Origin of the sequence: Microbacterium sp. A8/3-1, from assembly GCF_040267695.1 — a bacterium.
Lineage (GTDB): Bacteria > Actinomycetota > Actinomycetes > Actinomycetales > Microbacteriaceae > Microbacterium > Microbacterium luteolum.
The window spans coordinates 633576-651859 of the sequence record NZ_CP158357.1; the positions used below are offsets into that span (position 1 = coordinate 633576).

At 69.3% G+C, this 18284-nt stretch carries 15 protein-coding genes and 1 pseudogene; 9 read left to right on the top strand and 7 right to left on the bottom strand.

Going from position 1 to position 18284, the window contains the following annotated elements; translation table 11 throughout:
* The first annotated feature begins 87 nt into the window (after positions 1 to 87).
* Positions 88 to 516 (top strand): RDD family protein, encoded by a 429-nt coding sequence (locus ABS642_RS03160; protein WP_350352220.1) that lies wholly within the window; start codon positions 88 to 90, stop codon positions 514 to 516.
* Between the two features lie 7 nt (positions 517 to 523).
* Here ABS642_RS03160 and ABS642_RS03165 read toward each other — a convergent pair whose 3' ends face one another.
* On the bottom strand, positions 524 to 1012 hold the full coding sequence (locus ABS642_RS03165) for a RimK/LysX family protein (protein WP_282217018.1): 489 nt from the start codon (positions 1010 to 1012) through the stop codon (positions 524 to 526).
* A gap of 17 nt (positions 1013 to 1029) precedes the next feature.
* Between ABS642_RS03165 and ABS642_RS03170 the strand changes: the two genes are divergently transcribed.
* Positions 1030 to 2217 (top strand): RimK family alpha-L-glutamate ligase, encoded by a 1188-nt coding sequence (locus tag ABS642_RS03170; RefSeq protein ID WP_282217019.1) that lies wholly within the window; start codon positions 1030 to 1032, stop codon positions 2215 to 2217.
* 63 nt (positions 2218 to 2280) lie between these two features.
* Here the strand turns inward: ABS642_RS03170 and ABS642_RS03175 are convergent, their stop codons facing one another.
* Positions 2281 to 2991 (bottom strand): DUF4191 family protein, encoded by a 711-nt coding sequence (locus tag ABS642_RS03175; RefSeq protein WP_282217020.1) that lies wholly within the window; start codon positions 2989 to 2991, stop codon positions 2281 to 2283.
* A 163-nt stretch (positions 2992 to 3154) separates the two neighbouring features.
* Here ABS642_RS03175 and ABS642_RS03180 point away from each other — a divergent pair, with 163 nt between their 5' ends.
* Complete coding sequence (locus ABS642_RS03180; protein WP_350352221.1) at positions 3155 to 4609, top strand: hypothetical protein; 1455 nt, start codon at positions 3155 to 3157, stop codon at positions 4607 to 4609.
* A gap of 8 nt (positions 4610 to 4617) precedes the next feature.
* Here ABS642_RS03180 and sucB read toward each other — a convergent pair whose 3' ends face one another.
* The 3 genes from sucB to ABS642_RS03195 form a co-directional block, all read right to left on the bottom strand.
* Positions 4618 to 6417 carry a 2-oxoglutarate dehydrogenase, E2 component, dihydrolipoamide succinyltransferase gene (gene sucB, locus ABS642_RS03185; RefSeq protein ID WP_350352222.1) on the bottom strand — a complete coding sequence of 600 codons (1800 nt, stop codon included), beginning with the start codon at positions 6415 to 6417 and terminating at the stop codon, positions 4618 to 4620.
* Positions 6418 to 6484: 67 nt separating this feature from the next.
* Positions 6485 to 7858: a dihydrolipoyl dehydrogenase gene (gene lpdA / locus ABS642_RS03190; RefSeq protein WP_350352223.1), complete on the bottom strand. Its 1374-nt coding sequence runs from the start codon at positions 7856 to 7858 to the stop codon at positions 6485 to 6487.
* 3 nt (positions 7859 to 7861) lie between these two features.
* Positions 7862 to 9334 (bottom strand): leucyl aminopeptidase, encoded by a 1473-nt coding sequence (locus ABS642_RS03195; RefSeq protein WP_350352224.1) that lies wholly within the window; start codon positions 9332 to 9334, stop codon positions 7862 to 7864.
* Between the two features lie 113 nt (positions 9335 to 9447).
* On the opposite strand from ABS642_RS03195, the gene ABS642_RS03200 reads away from it, so the two are divergent.
* The 5 genes and pseudogenes from ABS642_RS03200 to ABS642_RS03220 all read left to right on the top strand — a co-directional run bounded on the left by ABS642_RS03200 (position 9448) and on the right by ABS642_RS03220 (position 14429).
* Positions 9448 to 10389 (top strand): PAC2 family protein, encoded by a 942-nt coding sequence (locus ABS642_RS03200; RefSeq protein ID WP_282217025.1) that lies wholly within the window; start codon positions 9448 to 9450, stop codon positions 10387 to 10389.
* 168 nt (positions 10390 to 10557) lie between these two features.
* Positions 10558 to 11801 (top strand): annotated as a pseudogene (locus ABS642_RS03205) (RNA polymerase sigma factor).
* Positions 11798 to 12493 carry a coenzyme F420-0:L-glutamate ligase gene (locus tag ABS642_RS03210; RefSeq protein ID WP_350352225.1) on the top strand — a complete coding sequence of 232 codons (696 nt, stop codon included), beginning with the start codon at positions 11798 to 11800 and terminating at the stop codon, positions 12491 to 12493. The pseudogene ABS642_RS03205 and the gene ABS642_RS03210 overlap by 4 nt, the downstream one beginning before the upstream one ends.
* Positions 12494 to 12687: 194 nt before the next feature.
* Complete coding sequence (locus ABS642_RS03215) at positions 12688 to 13392, top strand: alanine racemase C-terminal domain-containing protein (protein WP_350352226.1); 705 nt, start codon at positions 12688 to 12690, stop codon at positions 13390 to 13392.
* Positions 13389 to 14429, top strand: coding sequence for an alanine racemase (locus ABS642_RS03220; RefSeq protein ID WP_350352227.1), 1041 nt, complete (start codon positions 13389 to 13391; stop codon positions 14427 to 14429). Before ABS642_RS03215 ends, ABS642_RS03220 begins: the two co-directional genes overlap by 4 nt.
* A 67-nt stretch (positions 14430 to 14496) precedes the next feature.
* On the opposite strand, the gene ABS642_RS03225 is transcribed toward ABS642_RS03220, so the two are convergent.
* Entirely contained in the window at positions 14497 to 14715 is a 219-nt protein-coding gene (locus ABS642_RS03225; protein WP_223628754.1) for a hypothetical protein, read from the bottom strand.
* 157 nt (positions 14716 to 14872) lie between these two features.
* On the opposite strand from ABS642_RS03225, the gene ABS642_RS03230 reads away from it, so the two are divergent.
* The gene (locus ABS642_RS03230; RefSeq protein ID WP_350352228.1) at positions 14873 to 17032 is read left to right on the top strand and encodes a DNA topoisomerase IV subunit B; all 2160 of its coding nucleotides are present in this window, start codon (positions 14873 to 14875) and stop codon (positions 17030 to 17032) included.
* Positions 17033 to 17037: 5 nt separating this feature from the next.
* On the opposite strand, the gene ABS642_RS03235 is transcribed toward ABS642_RS03230, so the two are convergent.
* A complete protein-coding gene (locus tag ABS642_RS03235; RefSeq protein ID WP_350352229.1) occupies positions 17038 to 18255 on the bottom strand; it encodes a glycosyltransferase in 1218 nt (405 codons plus the stop codon).
* Between the last annotated feature and the right edge of the window lie 29 nt (positions 18256 to 18284).

The following is an 18284-nucleotide window of genomic DNA, read 5'->3' on the forward strand; positions in this document are numbered from 1 at the left end:
GGCCATTGTGCACAGTACGGCTGGGGCGTTTCCCCGGGGTGTCCGTATTGTTTCGGGCATGTTACAGGGGTCGCCTAGGCTGGAGCAGTGACGGATGCTGTGAACACGTACCCCGGTGAACGACTCGGACTGCCGGTTTCGGGCCCTGGAAGCGTAGCCAGAGTCGGTCGCCGTATCGGTGCTCTTGCCATCGACTACGCCGCGGCGACGATCATCGCGACGGCCTTCTTCGGGTTCGACCAGTTCGCGCTGCCCACCGAGGCAGGGCTCTCGCAGTTCGCGCCGATGATGGTGTTCGCGATCTTGCAGATCCTCTTCATCCCGACCATCGGCGGAAGCCCGGGCCACCGCATCCTCGGCATGCGCGTCGTGCGTCTGGACGGCGCATGGGTGGGTCTGTGGCGGCCGATCGTGCGCACCCTGCTGCTGATCGTGGTGGTGCCCGCGGTGATCTGGGACGCGGATCAGCGCGGGCTGCACGACAAGGCGATCGGCACCCTCCTGATCCGCGCCTGAGCGCGCGTCAGATCCGACCGCGGTTGCGGCGACGCGCTTCGCGGGGCGCCCGTCCGCCGAGGAACGAGCGCGCCGGGTCGACGATGTAGCCGCGGCGCAGGGCCTCGCGCCCGATCAGCATCCGGAAGCCCATCTCGTCACGGTTGCTGAGCGTGACCTCGGCGAGCACCTCGCGATCCACGAGACGGACCAGCAGCTTCACGACCAGGCGTTCCTGCGCGTGACCGGATGAGCTGCGCACGGCACGGCGGTCATGCACGGGCGTCTCGACGACGACGGCATCCTCCTGGCTGTCCTGCCAGGGCTTGACCCGGAAGCGGACCCAGTCCTCGCCCTCGCGTTCGAACTCGCGGACGTCGAACGCGTGCAGCGAGGAGGTGCGGGCGCCGGTATCGATCTTGGCCTTGAGCCAGTCGACTCCGAGATCCGGCAGGCTCACCCACTCGCGCCACCCCGTAAGGGTGTTTGAATGGGGAGACTTGTTCACTCGACCCATCCTGGCAGGAATTCTCCGTGAAGATCGCAGTGCTCTCCCGTGCGCCCCACGCGTACTCCACCCAGCGACTGCGCGCGGCCGCGCTCCAGCGCGGCCACAACGTGAAGGTGCTCAACACGCTGCGCTTCGCGATCGACCTGACGGCGGATGAACCGGACCTGCACTACCGGGGGCGTCAGCTCAGCGACTACGACGCGATCCTGCCGCGCATCGGCAACTCGATCACCTACTTCGGCACCGCCGTGGTCCGTCAGTTCGAGCAGATGGATGTCTACACGCCGAACACGGCGAACGGCATCTCGAGCGCGCGCGACAAGCTGCGCGCCAACCAGATCCTGTCCCGGCACAACATCGCGATGCCGCCGACGGCGTTCGTGCGCAACCGTGCGGACGTGCGTCCGGCGATCGAGCGCGTCGGCGGCGCACCGGTCGTGATCAAGCTTCTGGAGGGAACCCAGGGGATCGGCGTCATCCTCGCGCCGCAGGTGAAGGTCGCCGAGGCGATCATCGAGACCCTGCACTCCACGAAGCAGAACGTGCTCATCCAGAAGTTCATCGCCGAGAGCCGCGGCCGCGACATCCGTGCTCTCGTCGTCGGCGACCGGGTCGTCGCAGCGATGCGTCGGTCCGCAGCCGGCGACGAGTTCCGCTCGAACGTGCACCGCGGAGGGTCGGTCGCGGCGATCGAGCTCGACCCGGTGTACGAGCGCGCAGCGGTGCGATCGGCCCAGATCATGGGTCTGCGCGTCGCGGGGGTCGACATGCTCGAGGGCGAGGACGGGCCCCTGGTGATGGAGGTCAACTCCTCGCCGGGCCTGCAGGGCATCGAGAGCGCCACCAAGCTCGATGTCGCGGGAGCGATCATCGACTACATCGCCGGCCAGGTCGCGTTCCCGGAGATCGACGTGCGTCAGCGACTGACCGTGTCGACCGGGTACGGGGTCGCCGAGCTGATGGTCCACGGCGCTGTCGACCTGGTGGGCAAGACCCTGGGCGAAGCGGGCCTCTGGGAGCGCGACATCACGGTTCTGACGCTGCACCGCGGTGTCAGCGTGATCCCGAACCCGCGCAAGCACGTCGTGCTCGAAGCCGACGACCGGCTCTTCTGCTTCGGCAAGCTCGACGAGATGCGCTCCATGGTCCCCGAGCGGCGCCGTCGCCGCGCCAAGGTGCGCCGCCTGCCGCGCCAGCCGCTCTCGGAGTGAACGAAAGCGCGGCCGCTCCTCGGGATGAGGGCGGCCGCGCTTCTCGAGGCGGATGTCGCGGGATCAGCGCGGACGCTGAGCGCGGACCTTCGTGGGGTCGATGCCCTTCGGGATCGGCAGCGAGGACAGCGACTGCGACACGGAGTCGATGCGCCGGATGACCGCGGCCATGGTCGTCTTGTCGATCGCCTTGGGGAGCTTCTTGATGGTCTTCGAGAGATCGGCGATCGCTACCTCGTCTTCTCCGTGGCCGACGTACAGGACCGTGACGGGGACGCCGTGCGCGACGCGCTGCGCCTTGCTGCGCTCCTCGTTGACGAGACGGGTCAGTCGTCCGCGAGCGCCTTCGCCGACGACGACGATGCCTCCGCGGCCCACGGTGCGGTAGACCGCCTCCTGCGTCTTGGGGTTGATCCCGACGGGGGTCTCCGAGGCCTGCCAGCTGCGGCCGAGGCTGGTGCTGAGCACGTGGCCGGTCGCACCGGGCATGCCGTCGATCTTCGTGTACATCGCCGACGTCGACAGCCGCGTCATCAGGAAGAGCGCGCCGAGCACGCCGAGCATCAGACCGGTGATACCCCAGAGCACGAGCGTCCAGATCTGGAACGGCGGGATCAGGTAGCCGGCGACGAGACCGAGGAGCACGCCGATGAGGAGGATCCCCACCTGGAGCCACGGAAGCCACGGGTAGGCCTCACGAGTGAACCGGAAGAGGGACTTGATCTGGGAGAAGAACCCAGGACGCTTCTCGGGTTCGGGAGCACGCTTTGCCATGAGGACCAGCCTACCCAGTTCGCGGATGCCGTGATGTCGAGTTCGCGCCCAGCGGAGCGACGACCGACCGGACTCTTCCTCCACATTGGCCGGGATCGCGCCGATCCATCCACATCGACGCGGATCAGTCCCTCGCGGGGGCGCTGTCCACTGTGATGGGGGCATGGCAGACGTCGAGATCGAAGACCGGGGCACCGCGCTCCTCCCGGGAGCTCATCGTGTGGTCCGCGTTCTCGATCCGACAGAAGGTCCGTTCGCCGGCGCACTGGTCACTCGTGGGGACGGCGTGGCTGTGCGGGTGGATGCCGCTTCTCTCGCCGGATGGGTGGGGTGGCGCTTCGCGGGAGCGGAGCACGTCGCGGGACCTGTCGACGTCATCCGGCGCGCCGACGGACACGACGCGCTGCTGCCATGGTGCACCGACCGGGTGCTGGGGTTCCTGGTCCGCCGGACGGCTGCCGGCTCCGCGCTGTCATCGGGTGAATGCAGCACGCTCGTGGTGAGCCTGCTGCGGGGGCTCGACGAGCTCGGAGCCGGCGCCGCCGGGGTGCAGACGGGGATGTGGTGGCTGACCGACGGCGGCCGCCCCATCCTCGTCCTCGGCGACGGGGACGATCCGCGATCCGGGGCAGCGGAGATCGTCGAGCGTCTGGCCGAGGACTGCGGGGACAAGGCGCTGGGCCGCGTTCTCACCGGCGTGCAGCAGGGCCTGGTCAAGGCGTTGCCGCAGCCGCGGGTGCCGCAGCGAGTGCTGGAGGAGTGGGAGAAGGAGCTCTTGGCCATCGCCGCGCCTCGCCCGATCTCGCGGGAGTCGCACGCTCCCGAGCGCGCACGCGACGTCGCCCGGGCGGCTTTCGACGTCGAAGGGCGCTTGGCGCCCTCTCGTGCGACGAGGCGAGGGGAGCGGTCGGCGTCCCCACATCACCGGACGACGACCTCTCCCGTCGCCGTGTGCGTCGGCGCGCTGCGGTCCGCCGGGGCTGCCGTCCGCGAACGCCTCCCTCGGCGGACGGGCGCATCCGGTGCCCGGCGGACGGCGAGGGCTGCCGCGGGAGCGGATTCGCGAGGCGCATCATCCCGGCGGCGTCCCGCTCTCCTCGTCGGGGGAGTGGCGGCGCTGGCCGTGCTTGTCGGCGGGCTGCTCTGGCCGGCGGATGACCCGGCGGAGTCGGCGGATGCTGCCAGAGCCACGGACCCTCCGGCGCAGTCAGCCAGCCCCGCTTCTACGAGCCCCTCACCGCCGGATGAGGGATCGGAGACGGATGCCGCTCCGTCTGCGCCCGCAGACGATGGCGGTCCGGAGGCCGCTGCGACCGCCCTCCTGGCGCTGGTGGCCGAATGCAGCGTGGCGGAGGATCTCCTCTGCGCCGATGCTGTCGCAGAGGGTTCCGCCGGGGTCGTCGACGCGCTCGGCGCCCGCGGAGAGCGCACACCGACGGTCGAGCTCGTGGACGAATACGGCGATGTCGCCGTGGTGCGGCTCGGTTCCGCTGATGGTCTTCCCGAGGGCGGAGACGAACAGGCGGCGCCGGCAGCCGAGCAGATGATGGTGCTCGTGCGCCAGAACGACAAATGGCTGGTCCGCGACGTCTACGGCGTCGCGGACCAGCCAGAGTGATGCGAGTGTCAGGCTCCGAGCTGAGCGGCGAACTGCGCCGACTCGAGGCGAGCCTTCACCGCGCCGAGGAAGCGCGCGGCATCGGCACCGTCGATGATCCGGTGATCGTACGAGAGCGCGAGGTACGCGTAGGAGCGGACCGCGATCGCGTCGGCGCCGCCGACCTTCACCAGACCCGGGCGCTTGACGACCGTGCCGGTTCCGAGGATGGCCGACTGCGGGAGGAACACGACGGGCGTGTCGAACAGCGCGCCACGTGAGCCCGTGTTCGTCAGCGTGAAGGTGCCGCCCGCGAGCTCGTCCGGCTTCAGCTTGTTGTCACGCGTGCGCGCGGCGAGGTCGGCGATCTCGTGTGCGATCTGCGCGATGTTCTTCGACGCCGCGTCGCGGAGGACCGGCGTGAGCAGGCCGCGCTCGGTGTCGACCGCGATCGACACGTTCTCGCTCGCGGGGTAGACGATGTTCTCGCCGTCGACCGTCGCGTTCACGATCGGGAAGGCCTGCAGGGCCTCGGCGGTCGCGAGAGCGAAGAAGGGGAGGAAGGACAGCTTGTCGCCGGTCTTCTCCAGGAAGGAGGCCTTCACGCTGTCCCGGTAGTCCGCGAGGGCAGTGACATCGACCTCGACGACGGTGGTCAGCTGAGCCGTCTGCTGCATGGACTCCACCGCGCGCTTCGCGAGGACCTTGCGCAGACGCGACATCGGCTGCGTGGTGCCACGCAGCGGCGAGACCTCGAGCGGCGCCGGAGCGGCAGCTGCGGCCGGAGCAGAAGCGGCCGGAGCGCTGGCAGCGGTCTCGGCCGCCTTCAGCACGTCTTCCTTGCGGATGCGACCGCCGACGCCGGTGCCGGTGACAGACGCCAGGTCGACGCCCTGCTGGGAGGCCAGACGGCGAACCAGCGGCGTGACGTAGAGGTTGTCGTTGTCGGTCGGCAGGCTGAGCTTCGGCGCGGCAGGCTCTGCGGCCGGAGCAGCAGGTGCGGATGCGGCAGCAGGTGCGGATGCGGCAGCAGGTGCCGGCTCAGCGGGTGCCGCAGCGGGCGCGGGAGCGACCGGTGCCGGTGCGGCCTCGGCGGCGGGGGCCTGAGCCACCGGTGCCTCGGCGGCGGGGGCAGCGGGAGCCTCAGCAGGCGCAGCAGGAGCCTCGGCGGCGGGCGCAGCGCCCGAACCGACGCGAGCGAGAACGGCGCCGACGGCGACGGTCTCGTCCTCGGCGGCGATGATCTCCTGCAGCACGCCGGCGACCGGCGACGGGATCTCGGTGTCGACCTTGTCCGTCGAGATCTCGAGGAGAGCCTCATCGACCTCGACGGTGTCGCCGACCTGCTTCAGCCAGCGCGTCACGGTGCCTTCGGTCACGCTCTCGCCGAGTTCGGGGAGGACGATGTCCTTCGCGTCGCCGGAGGGCGCAGCGGCCGGTGCGGCTTCCGCCGCAGGCGCCGGCTCAGCGGCCGGTGCCGCCTCAGCCGCAGGCTGCTCGGCCGGAGCCTCTTCCGCGGGTGCGGCTTCAGCGGGTGCGGCTTCAGCGGGCGCGGCTTCTGCCGGAGCATCCGAAGCCGGGGCCGCAGCGCTGCCGTCGCCGATGCGTGCGAGCAGAGCACCGACCTCGACGGTCTCGTCCTCGGCCACGAGGATCTCCTCGATCACACCGCTGACGGGGGACGGGATCTCGGTGTCGACCTTGTCGGTCGAGATCTCGAGCAGGCCCTCATCCGCCTGAACAGTGTCGCCCACCTGCTTGAGCCAGCGGGTGACCGTACCCTCTGTGACGCTCTCGCCGAGAGCGGGGAGGACCACGGATGTGCTCATGACTGAGTCTCCTTCAAGAAGTTGTATGACGCGTATCTAGCTTAGTGACTCGGGCACCGGTTGGTGCTCAGAGGGCGTGCAGCGGCTTTCCGGCCAGTGCGAGGAAGGCCTCGCCGAGGGCTTCGCTCTGCGTGGGGTGCGCATGGATCAGCGGAGCGATGTCCTCCGGGTGCGCCTCCCAGGCGACGGCGAGCTGCCCCTCGGTGATGAGCTCGCCGACGCGGTCACCGAGCAGGTGAACGCCGACGACGGGCCCGTCCTTGAGGCGGACGACCTTGACCAGTCCGCTGGTCCCGATGATCTCGCTCTTGCCGTTGCCGGCGAGGTTGTACTCGTAGGCGACGACCGCATCCGCACCGTGCTCGGCGATCGCGGCATCCTCTGTCACGCCGACGGAGGCGACCTCGGGGCTCGAGTACGTCACCTTGGGGATTTGGGAGTCCGGGATGTTCACCGGCGAGAGGCCGGCGATGCGCTCGGCGACCGCGATGCCCTGCTGGAAGCCGCGGTGGGCGAGCTGGAGGCCCGGGACGATGTCGCCGACGGCCCAGACGCCGGGAACGCCCGTGCGAAGATCCTGATCGACGCTCACGAAGCCGCGATCGAGCTTCACGCCGGCCTCCTCGAAGCCGAGGTCCGCCGTGACGGGTCCGCGTCCGACGGCGACGAGGAGGTAGTCGGCGGTGAACTCCTTGCCGTCCTCCAGCGTGACCGTGACCGAGGTCTCGTCCTGCACGGCGGTCTGGAAGCGCACGCCCAGCGAGTACTGGATGCCCCGCCGACGGAAGGCGCGCTCGAGACCCTTGCTGAGCGCGATGTCCTCATTCGGGACGAGGTGCGGCAGCGCCTCGATGATCGTGACCTCGGTGCCGAAGGAACGCCAGACGCTGGCGAACTCGACGCCGATCACACCGCCGCCGAGGACGAGCACGCGCTCCGGGATGACGTCGAGAGCGAGAGCCTGCTCGCTCGTGAGGACGCGGCCGCCGATCTCGAGTCCGGGCAGCGATCGGCTGTACGAACCGGTGGCGAGGACGACGTCGGCGCCGACGTACACGTCATCGCCGACGCTGATGCTGCGGTCGGCGTTCAGGCGGCCGAGTCCGGCGACGGTCGTGATGCCCCGCGCCTTCACCAGCCCCTCGAGTCCCTTGAACTTCTTCGCGACGATGCCCTCGCGGTAGGCGCGGACGCCTGCGGGGTCGATGCCCTCCAGCGTGGCGGTCACGCCGACGTGTGCCGCGTCGCGCACGTGCTCGGCGACCTCAGCGGCGTGCAGGAGCGCCTTCGTCGGGATGCAGCCGCGGTGCAGGCAGGTGCCGCCGACCTTGTCCTTCTCGATCAGGGCGACCGACTTGCCGAGCTCGCTGGCACGGAGTGCTGCGGCGTAGCCGCCGCTTCCGCCGCCCAGGACGACGATGTCGAAGGTGTGGGTTGTCATGTGTCATGCCTCCTTGTGGGATGCTGCGGCCAGTTCGATGATCGTTCGGACCATCGCGCCGGTGGGGCCCTTCTCGGTGAAGCCGTACGCGGAGCCGGCGTGCTCGCCGGAGCCCGCGATGTCGAGGTGCACCCAGGGGATGCGGGGCGCGTCCTTCGCCTCGGAGGTGCGCCCGACGAAGCGGCGCAGGAAGAGCCCGGCGTACGAGGCCCCGCCCATGCGATCGCTCATGTTGACGTTCTGGAGGTCGGCGATCGGAGACTCCATCGAGTCCTCCATGTACGACGGCAGCGGCATGTGCCACGCGAGCTCGTCCGCCTGCTCGGCCGCGGCGAGGATCTCGGCGACCGTGTCGTCATCGCCGAACACGCCGGTGTGGCGGTGGCCGAGTGCCGCGACGATGGCGCCGGTGAGCGTGGCCACGTCGACGACCACGTCCGGGTGCTCGCGGCTCGCTGCGACGAGCCCGTCGGCGAGGACGAGCCGGCCCTCGGCATCCGTGTTGAGCACCTCGACCGTCGTTCCGTCGAGGATGCGGACGACGTCGCCGGGACGGAGCGCGCGGCCAGAGGGCATGTTGTCGGTGATCGCGAGCCACGCCGTGACCCGGACGGGAAGACCCAACGTCGCGATCGCGCGGAGAGCGGCGAGGCTCGTGGCCGCGCCGGCCATGTCGAACTTCATTCCGACCATCGAGGCAGCGGGCTTCAGGGAGAGTCCGCCGGTGTCGAACGTGATGCCCTTGCCCACGAGGGCGATGTGGCGCGTCGCGGCGGCGGGGGAGTAGTCGAGCCGCACCAGTCGCGGCGGGCGGTCGGAGCCCTGTGCGACGCCCAGGATGCCGCCGAAGCCCTGTTCCGCGAGCGCGGCCTCGTCGAGGATCTCGACGGAGACGTCGAGGTCGGCGACGCTGTCCGCCGCGCTCTGGGCGAGCTGCTCCGGGCTCTGCCACTCGGCAGGCACGTTCACCAGGTCCTTGATCAGCGCGACCGCTTCGCCGATGGCCTGCGCCTTCGCGATCGATGCCTCGTCGATCTCGGCGTGCAGTGTGACGGCTGCCGCGCGGGACTTGCCCTTCTCCGACCGGTACGTGTCGAAGCGGTAACCGCCGAGCACAGCGCCCTCGGCGGCCGCGGCGGCGAACTGCTCGAGGCCTGCGGCGAGCCCGACGGCCACGTTCTCGAACCCGGTGAGCGAGCGCAGCGCGGCGCCGACGGCATTGCGCACAGCCGTTTCGTTCGCGGCCGAGCCCGTTCCGACGACGGCGAACGGCAAAGACGTGACCTCGGGTGCGTACACGCGCGTATACGAGGAGGCTGCTCCCGTGAATCCGATTCCGGCGAGGGCGTCGGCGAGACCGGGGTAGGCGACCAGCGACTCGGCCGATTCGGAGAGATCGGGGACGACGAGCACTGCGGCATCTGCAGCGCTTCCGGGGAAATGATCGGTGGTGTGCGAGAGCACGGGAAGCGTCATGCCTCCATCCTAGGATCCTCGCCGCTGCCCGGGTGCGCGAGGCCCGTCCGCGTGTTCGCTCTCAGCATGATGAGCCCAGCCCGGGCATCGGGACCTGCTCGTAGCATGGAGTCATGCCCTTCTCCGGTGAGATCCACGAACGCGTCGCGAATGCGCCGGCGGTGCCCCACGGCCTGCCCCTGGTCGTCCTTCTGACCGGATTCACCGACGCGGGGAGCGCGGTGTCCGGTCTCATCGATCACCTGCGCGAGACCGCGTCGCCGCAGCCTGTCGTGGTGTTCGACAACGACGCCCTCCTCGACTACCGTGCCCGTCGCCCCGTGATCTCCTTCGATCAGGATCACCTCACGGAGTTCCGTCCATCGCGCCTGGAGCTCTCTCTCGCGACCGACGCCCTCGGACAGCCCTTCCTGCTGCTCGCCGGCTACGAGCCGGACTTCGCGTGGAACGCGTTCGCGCAGACGGTCCTCGATCTCGCGGCCGAGTTCGAGGTGTCCGGGCTCAACTGGGTGCACTCGATCGCGATGCCCGTGCCGCACACGCGTCCGATCGGGACCACCGTCAGCGGCAACCGCCGCGAGCTCACGGTCGCGCACTCCGTGTGGCGGCCGCGCACCCAGGTGCCGGCGACGGCGGGCCACCTCCTGGAGTTCCGCTTCGTCGAGAGCGGGCGCCGTGCCGTCGGCTTCGTGCTGCTGGTGCCGCACTACCTCGCCGAGACCGAGAACCCGGATGCCGTGATCGCCGCTGCGGACAAGCTGATGGCGTCGACGGGGCTGGTGCTCCTCCTCGATGCGGTGCAGGAGCGCCGGGAGGACTACCTCACCCGGGTCGACGAGCAGGTCGCGGGCAACGAGGAGCTGCAGCAGATGGTGCACAACCTCGAACGCCGCTACGACGCCTATATGGCCGGTCGGAACCCCGACGACGACACGTACGACGAGGGCGGCTTCAGCGAACGCGATCTGCCGAGCGCCGACGAGTTGGCTGCGGAGCTGGAACGCTACCTGGCCTCGCGTCCCTCGGGAGACGACGACAAGCCCGGGCGCGGTTAGACGAATCTCCCGACAACTTCGCCGGAATGCATCCGCATCGCCACACGTGTGCGATACTAGGAGTCTGACCCGTTGTCAATCGGTGTTTTCGAACGCCGGACTTGACAAGGGTCTTACTAGTGTCCGAAATGTCCCGGGGCGGTCCCGCAGCCCCGTGAAAGGCGAAACGTGACTCCTGCCACGACGAAGAAAACCCGGACGACGACCAAGGCCGAAGAGACCGCCGTCGACGCAGAGGTCGAGGTCGACGCTCCTGAGAAGCCCGCGCCGCTGAGCGCAGCGAAGCGTGCGGCCGCCAAGCGTGCCCCCGTGAAGAAGAAGAAGTCGGATGACGTCGTCGAAGAAGACGAGGCTCCTGCCGCCGGCGCTGCCGAGGACGGCGACGACGAGGACGACGACGCCAAGCCGAAGTTCACCGAGCCGCTGCCGACCGGCGCGATCGTCATCTCGTCGAACGACGACGAGGACGTCCCGGTCTACTCGACACAGATCACCGGTGCCACGGCCGACCCGGTCAAGGACTACCTGAAGCAGATCGGAAAGGTCGCGCTGCTGAACGCGGCCGAAGAGGTCGAGCTCGCCATGCGGATCGAGGCGGGTCTCTTCGCCGAGGAGAAGCTCTCGGCGATGTCGGCTGCGGAGAAGACCGGCCAGCTCGGACTCGACCTGCAGTGGGTCGCCCGTGACGGCCAGCGTGCCAAGAGCCACCTGCTCGGCGCCAACCTCCGTCTCGTCGTCTCGCTCGCGAAGCGCTACACCGGCCGCGGCATGCAGTTCCTGGATCTGATTCAGGAGGGCAACCTCGGTCTGATCCGTGCGGTCGAGAAGTTCGACTACACCAAGGGCTTCAAGTTCTCGACCTACGCCACCTGGTGGATCCGTCAGGCGATCACCCGCGCGATGGCCGACCAGGCCCGCACCATCCGCATCCCGGTGCACATGGTCGAGGTCATCAACAAGCTCGCCCGCGTCCAGCGGCAGATGCTGCAGGACCTGGGACGCGAACCCACGCCCGAGGAGCTCAGCCGCGAGCTGGACATGACGCCCGAGAAGGTCGTCGAGGTCCAGAAGTACGGCCGCGAGCCCATCTCGCTGCACACCCCCTCGGCGAGGACGGCGACAGCGAGTTCGGTGACCTCATCGAAGACACGGAAGCGGTCGTCCCGGCCGATGCCGTGGGCTTCACGATGCTGCAGCGCCAGCTCGAGCAGCTGCTCGACTCGCTCTCCGAGCGCGAAGCCGGAGTGATCCGCATGCGCTTCGGCCTCGGCGACGGTCAGCCCAAGACGCTCGACCAGATCGGCGACACGTTCGGCGTGACCCGCGAGCGTATCCGTCAGATCGAGTCGAAGACGATGGCGAAGCTGCGTCACCCGAGCCGCTCGCAGTCGCTGCGGGACTACCTCGAATGAGCCAGGCGAACGACGGCAAGGCGCTCGAGACGAGTGTCGATGGAAAGAGCTTCGCGCGGATTCCGCTGCGCACACGAGTCGTCATGCCGGATGACGACCTCGACGCCGTCATCACGGAGTACGCGAAGGACTCGGTGCGTCCGGGCGACCTGCTGTTCGTGACCGAGAAGATCGTCGCGATCACGCAGGGCCGGTCATACCGTCTCGACGAGATCAAGCCGCGCAAGCTCGCGCTCTTCCTGTCGAAGTACGTCACCCGCACGCCGTACGGCATCGGACTCGGCATGCCCGAGACGATGGAGATGGCGCTGCGCGAGTGCGGCACGCCGCGCATCCTGTTCGCATCCGCGGTCGCCGCCGTGACCAAGGCCTTCGGCCGTCGCGGGGACTTCTACCGGATCGCGGGCGACAAGGCCAGGGCGATCGACGGACCGACCAGCCACACGATCCCGCCGTACAACGAGGCGGTCGTGCTCGGTCCGAAGGATCCGCGCGGTGTCGCCGCGCACCTGAAGTCGCTTCTCGGCGGCGAGCTCGAGGTGGCCGTGGTCGATATCAACGACCTCGGCGGCAACATCCTCGGCTCCACGCTCGACCGGCACGGCGAACGTCGTCTCGTGAAGATCCTCGGCGACAACCCGCTCGGTCAGGGCCGCGAGTCCACGCCGCTCGGAATCGTCCGCGAGGTCTGACGCCCCTTCGACAAGCTCAGGGACCCAATAGTCAGCTCAGGGACCCAATGGTGAGCTCAGGGACCCAGTAGTCAGCTCAGGGACCCGAAAGTCAGGTCAGGGACCCATCGATGGCAGAAGGCCCGGATGCTCGGCATCCGGGCCTTCTGCGTTCCCGGGGGACGACCAGGAACGCGGAAGCTAGGCTGGAACGCGTGTGTGAGACGACCTCCAGCGCCCTCCCGCGTGCCGTGATCTCCCGCTCGGCACTCGCCGCTGCGGCATCCGCTGCCGTCCGTGCGGGCGGTCGAACGGGCGACCTCCGGCGGGATGCGTGGGGGCACGGGGTGCTCTCCGTCGCGCAGGCGGTCATCGCCGCCGGTGCGGATCGAGTGCTCGTCGATTCCCAGGGCGAGGTCGACGCGCTGCGCCTCGAGGGGATCGACGCCGTCACTTCAGGAGTCGCGGACATCGATCCGTCCCTGCTCTACGGCCTCCCCGACGCTTCCGGTGCCCTGACCCTGCAGCCCGTGATGCGCCTCACCGGTCGGGTCCTGTCCACGAAGCGCCTCCGCGCGGGAGACGCCGTGTCCTACGGCTACACGTATCGCGCGCCGGCGGACACCACAGTGGCGCTCGTGACCGGCGGGTACGCGCAGGGGATCGTCCGTGCCCTCGGGAATCAGGCGCACGTCGACGTCGAGGGAGCCGTGCGACCGATCGTCGGCCGCGTCGCGATGGACGTGTGCGTGGTCGACCTGGAAGGACGAGACGTCGCCTCCGGAACAGAGGTCACCTACTTCGGCGGAACCGGATCGGCCGGATCAGGTCTGAGCCGATGGGCCGCCATCACCGCGATGTCCGTCGCCGAGCTCGTCACCGTCGCCGGCGCCCACGCGGCACGGGGGTGGGAGGCATGAGCCGCCCGGAGCTGCGGATCAGCAGCGAGACGTTCCGCGCGAACATCGAAGCCGTGCGTGCTCGCATCGCGCCGTCGACGCTCATGCTGGTGCTGAAGGACGATGCCTACGGGCACGGGTTGCGGTGGGCCGTCGAGACCGCCGTGCAGACCGGCATCCGGTGGTTCGGCAGCTACGACATCCGCAGCGGTCTGGAGGCGCGTCGCATCGCCGGTCGTGAGGCGCGGATCTTCGCGTGGGCCACGTCGACCGACGACGAGATCGACGAGGCGCTGGCACACGACATCGATCTCGGCGTCGGCACCCGGGAATACCTGAGTCGGGTCATCGCTCGCGCCGCCGTCCTCGGTGCACCAGCCCGAGTGCACCTCAAGATCGACACCGGACTGCACCGCAACGGCGTGCTTCCGGAGGAGTGGCCCGATGCGCTCGCGGAGGCGCGCGCGTCGGAGCAGCTCGGGCAGTTGGAACTGGTCGGCGTGTGGAGCCACATCGCCGAGGCGAGCGACGCCGAGGATGACGAGGCTCAGACCGCGTTCCTCGACGCCGTGCGCATCGCCGGCGAGTCCGGGCCCGCGCCGGCACTGCTGCACCTGACGGCGTCGGCCGCGTCGTGGTGGCGTCCGGAACTGCGCGGCAGCGTGTCGCGCATCGGCGCGTTCTGCTACGGCATCCGGTCCGCCGACGGCCCGGAGCTCGAGGGCGTCCGACCCGTCGCCTCACTGAGCGCGCTCGTCGAAGATGTCGTCGACGGTGCCGCGGTGATCGCGATCGGGAGCTTCGACGGTCTGCCGTCGACCCTCTCCGGGATGCCGGTCGGCACGTCAGACGGTACGCGCACCCTCACCGAGATCGGGCAGACCACCTCGGTCGTCGAGGGGTGGCCGGGGGTCCGAGTCGGCGACGAGGTCATGCTGTTCGGTCCGGGCGCATCCGGCGAGGTCAGCGCGACGACCCTCGCGGAGCGGATCGACAGCGTGGGTGAAGAGATCCTCACCCGATTGACCCCGCGCGTGCGCCGCATCGTCCGGGAATGAGAAAGACCCCGGGCTGCGCGAATGCGCGACCCGGGGTCGGAAGTCGGCCGGAGCCGGCGAGCAGGCGTCAGACGGTCTCGACGAGGCGGGCGCTCTCGTCGTGCCAGCTGGTGGCGATGCTGCGGAGCTTCTCTTCGTACTTGCGGCCGTGGTGGGCGCAGAACAGGAGCTCGGATCCGTTGACCTCTGCGGCGATGTACGCCTGAGCGCCGCATGAATCGCAGCGATCCATGGCAGTCAGGCGGAACTCGATGGCGGTGGCCTCACGTTCGGTTGTTGCATTCATCTCGGTGCCTCCTCGGGTGTCGGCCTCGCTGTGGGTCGTGCTCAATACAACCACGCTGCACCTGTGGGCATGCCCGGATCACGGCGTGTTTCGCTCAGCGCGTACGCGATCCGCGCGGGCTGGATGCCCGTGGGGAGTGTCTGCGGGCCGGTGGGTCATGTCGAGAATAGACTCGGAGATTGTGACCGCCGAGTATTCCGCCCATCATCTCCAGGTGCTTGAGGGGCTCGAGGCTGTCCGCAAGCGCCCAGGCATGTACATCGGGTCGAACGGATCGCCCGGGCTCATGCACTGCCTCTGGGAGGTCATCGACAACGCCGTCGACGAAGCCGTCGACGGCAACGGCGACAAGATCGACATCATCCTCCATGACGACGGCAGCGTCGAGGTGCACGACCGAGGTCGCGGCATCCCCGTCGACATCGAGCCGCGCACCGGCCTGAGCGGCGTCGAGGTGGTCTTCACCAAGCTGCACGCCGGCGGGAAGTTCGGCGGCGGCTCGTACGCCGCGTCGGGCGGTCTGCACGGCGTCGGCGCCTCGGTCGTGAACGCGCTTTCCGAGCGGCTCGACGTCGAGGTGGACCGCGGCGGCAAGGTCTACGCGATGTCGTTCCACCGCGGCGAACCCGGGATCTTCACGGACACGGGGGAGAAGCGGCCCGACGCGCCCTTCCGCCCGTTCGAGGACAAGAGCGAGCTGCGCGTCATCGGCAAGGCTCCGCGCGGCGTGACCGGCACACGGATCCGGTACTGGGCCGACCGCCAGATCTTCACGAAGGACGCGGCCTTCCAGCTGAAGGACCTCGAGACGCGCGCCCGTCAGACGGCGTTCCTCGTGCCGGGACTCGAGATCCTGGTCCGCGACGACCGGGATCGCGGCCCGCAGACCCCAGCGGCATCCGCGGAGGGCGTGCTCGCCGGCGTCGTCGACGAGGTGCCCCGCGAGATCTCCTACCGCTACGAGGGCGGCATCTCCGAGTTCGTCGACTACCTCGCGACCGATCCGCCGGTGACGGACAACTGGCGCATCCAGGGGGAGGGCACCTTCAAGGAGACCGTCCCCGTGCTGCAGGCCGACGGCCACATGATCGCGACCGAGGTCGAGCGCACCTGCGCGGTCGACGTCGCGCTGCGCTGGGGCACCGGATACGACACGACGGTGCGCTCGTTCGTCAACATCATCGCGACCCCCAAGGGCGGCACGCATCAGCAGGGGTTCGAGCAGGAGCTGCTGAAGGTGCTCCGATCGCAGGTCGAGCAGAACGCCCGCAGGCTCAAGGTCGGCAACGACAAGCTCGAGAAGGACGACGTGCTCGCCGGGCTCACCGCCGTGCTCACGGTCAACGTGCCCGAGCCGCAGTTCGAGGGGCAGACGAAGGAGATCCTCGGAACCCCTGCGGTGCGGCAGATCGTCGCGCAGGTGCTCCGCAAGGACCTCGCGCAGCGTTTCAGCTCCACGAAGCGCGACGACAAGAATCAGGCGTCGCAGCTCCTCGACAAGATCGTCTCCGAGATGAAGGCGCGCGTCTCTGCGCGGGCGCACAAGGAGACGCAGCGTCGCAAGAACGCCCTGGAATCCTCCACGCTGCCGACGAAGCTCGTCGACTGCCGCACGAACGAGGTCGCACGCAGCGAGCTCTTCATCGTCGAGGGCGACTCGGCGCTCGGCACCGCCAAGAACGCCCGCAACAGCGAGTTCCAGGCACTGCTGCCGATCCGCGGCAAGATCCTCAACGTGCAGAAGGCGTCGGTCAGCGACATGCTGTCGAACGCCGAGTGCGCATCGATCATCCAGGTGATCGGCGCAGGGTCGGGTCGCACCTTCGACATCGACTCCGCCCGCTACGGCAAGGTGATCCTGATGAGCGACGCCGACGTCGACGGCGCGCACATCCGCACCCTCCTGCTGACGCTGTTCTTCCGGTACATGCGGCCGCTGATCGAGGACGGCCGTGTCTTCGCCGCCGTGCCGCCGCTGCATCGGGTCATCGTGATGAATCCCGGCTCGAAGCCGAACGAGACGATCTACACCTACAGCGAGCAAGAGATGCACGCGCTGCTGGCGAAGCTCCGCAAGTCGGGCAAGCGCTGGCACGAGCCGATCCAGCGCTACAAGGGTCTCGGTGAGATGGATGCCGAGCAGCTGGCCAACACCACCATGGACCGCTCCGGGCGCCTGCTGCGCCGGGTGCGCATGGAGGATGCCGAGGCGGCCGGTCGCGTCTTCGAGCTGCTCATGGGCAACGAGGTCGCCCCGCGCCGCGAGTTCATCATCGACTCCTCCGGGCGCCTGTCGCGCGAGGCCATCGACGCCTGATCGCGTCAGCGGACCGTCGCGAGGGCTGCCTCGTAGACGCCGACGAGCGCGGCGCGGTGCGTCGTCTGCGCGATCTGCTCGCGATGCGCGACGGCGGCGGCGCTCAGCCGAGCGACCTGCGCGGGATCGTCGCGCAGGCGCGCCAGGACGGCGGCGAGGCCAGCGGCATCCGGGGTCGGGGTGACGATCCCGCCGCCGGGCGGCAGCGTCTCGGCCAGATCGGGGTCCGTGACGACCACGGGGAGGCCGGAGGCGATCGCCTCGAGCAGCACCATGGGCTGATTGTCGAAGTCGAGCGAGCTCGAGACCAGCACATGCGCCCGACGCATCGCCGCGAGGACCTCGGACTGCGGCACCGGTCCGTGGACCTCGACGCGGCCGTCGGCGATCTGGGCCGCATGTCGCGATACCGCGCCTCGGGAGACCCCGTCGCCGTACAGGTGCGCGACGATGCCCGGCACCTGGCCGACGGCGTCGAGGAAGACCTCCGGACGCTTCTCGGGTGACAGCCGCCCGCACCACATCACCTGCAAGGGCTCACCGGGTCGAATCACGCGCGCTTCGGCATCGCCTATGTCATCCAGGACCGACTGCTCGAGGCCGTTCGACAGCACGGTGATCGGGGTGTCCACGCCCTGGGCGAGGAGCTTCTCGGCGAAGTGGGCGGAGGGCACGATCACCTGGTCGGCATGGTTCGCCTGACTGACCATGAGCCGCCACATCCGCCGGGCCGTCCGCGTGCGGGTGTACGGAGCCGAGGAGTCGACGCGGGCGCGGTCGTGGCTCATCCGCCGCCGGTGCATCCCGGCGAGCAGCGCCGTGGTCACGCTCGGCAGCGGGAGGACCGAGCGCGTGTAGACGTCGATCCGGCCGTGCATGGTCTGCACGATCGGGATGCCGAGCGCCCTCGCTGCCGCGAACCCCGCGAGGGCGGCGAACATCTCTGTGTGCACGTGCACGACGTCGACCGCGCGGCTTCGGAGCTCGTCCTGCAGGAAGGCCGCGGCGGCCGACGGCGTCCAGGTGAACGGGTAGCCGTCCGGTGCGAAGCCCCGGGCAGTGGGAAGCCGGACGACCGCGGGGTCGGTGCTCGGCTCGGCGAGCGGGGCGAAGACCAGCACGTCGTGTCCGTCGCGCTCCAGCTCCTCCTTGTGCGCCTTGATCACCGTCTGCACACCGCCGAGCGTGGGCAGGTAGTAGTCGGTCACCAGGGCGATGCGCACCCCCTCAGACTAGGGCCGCTATGGTGAAG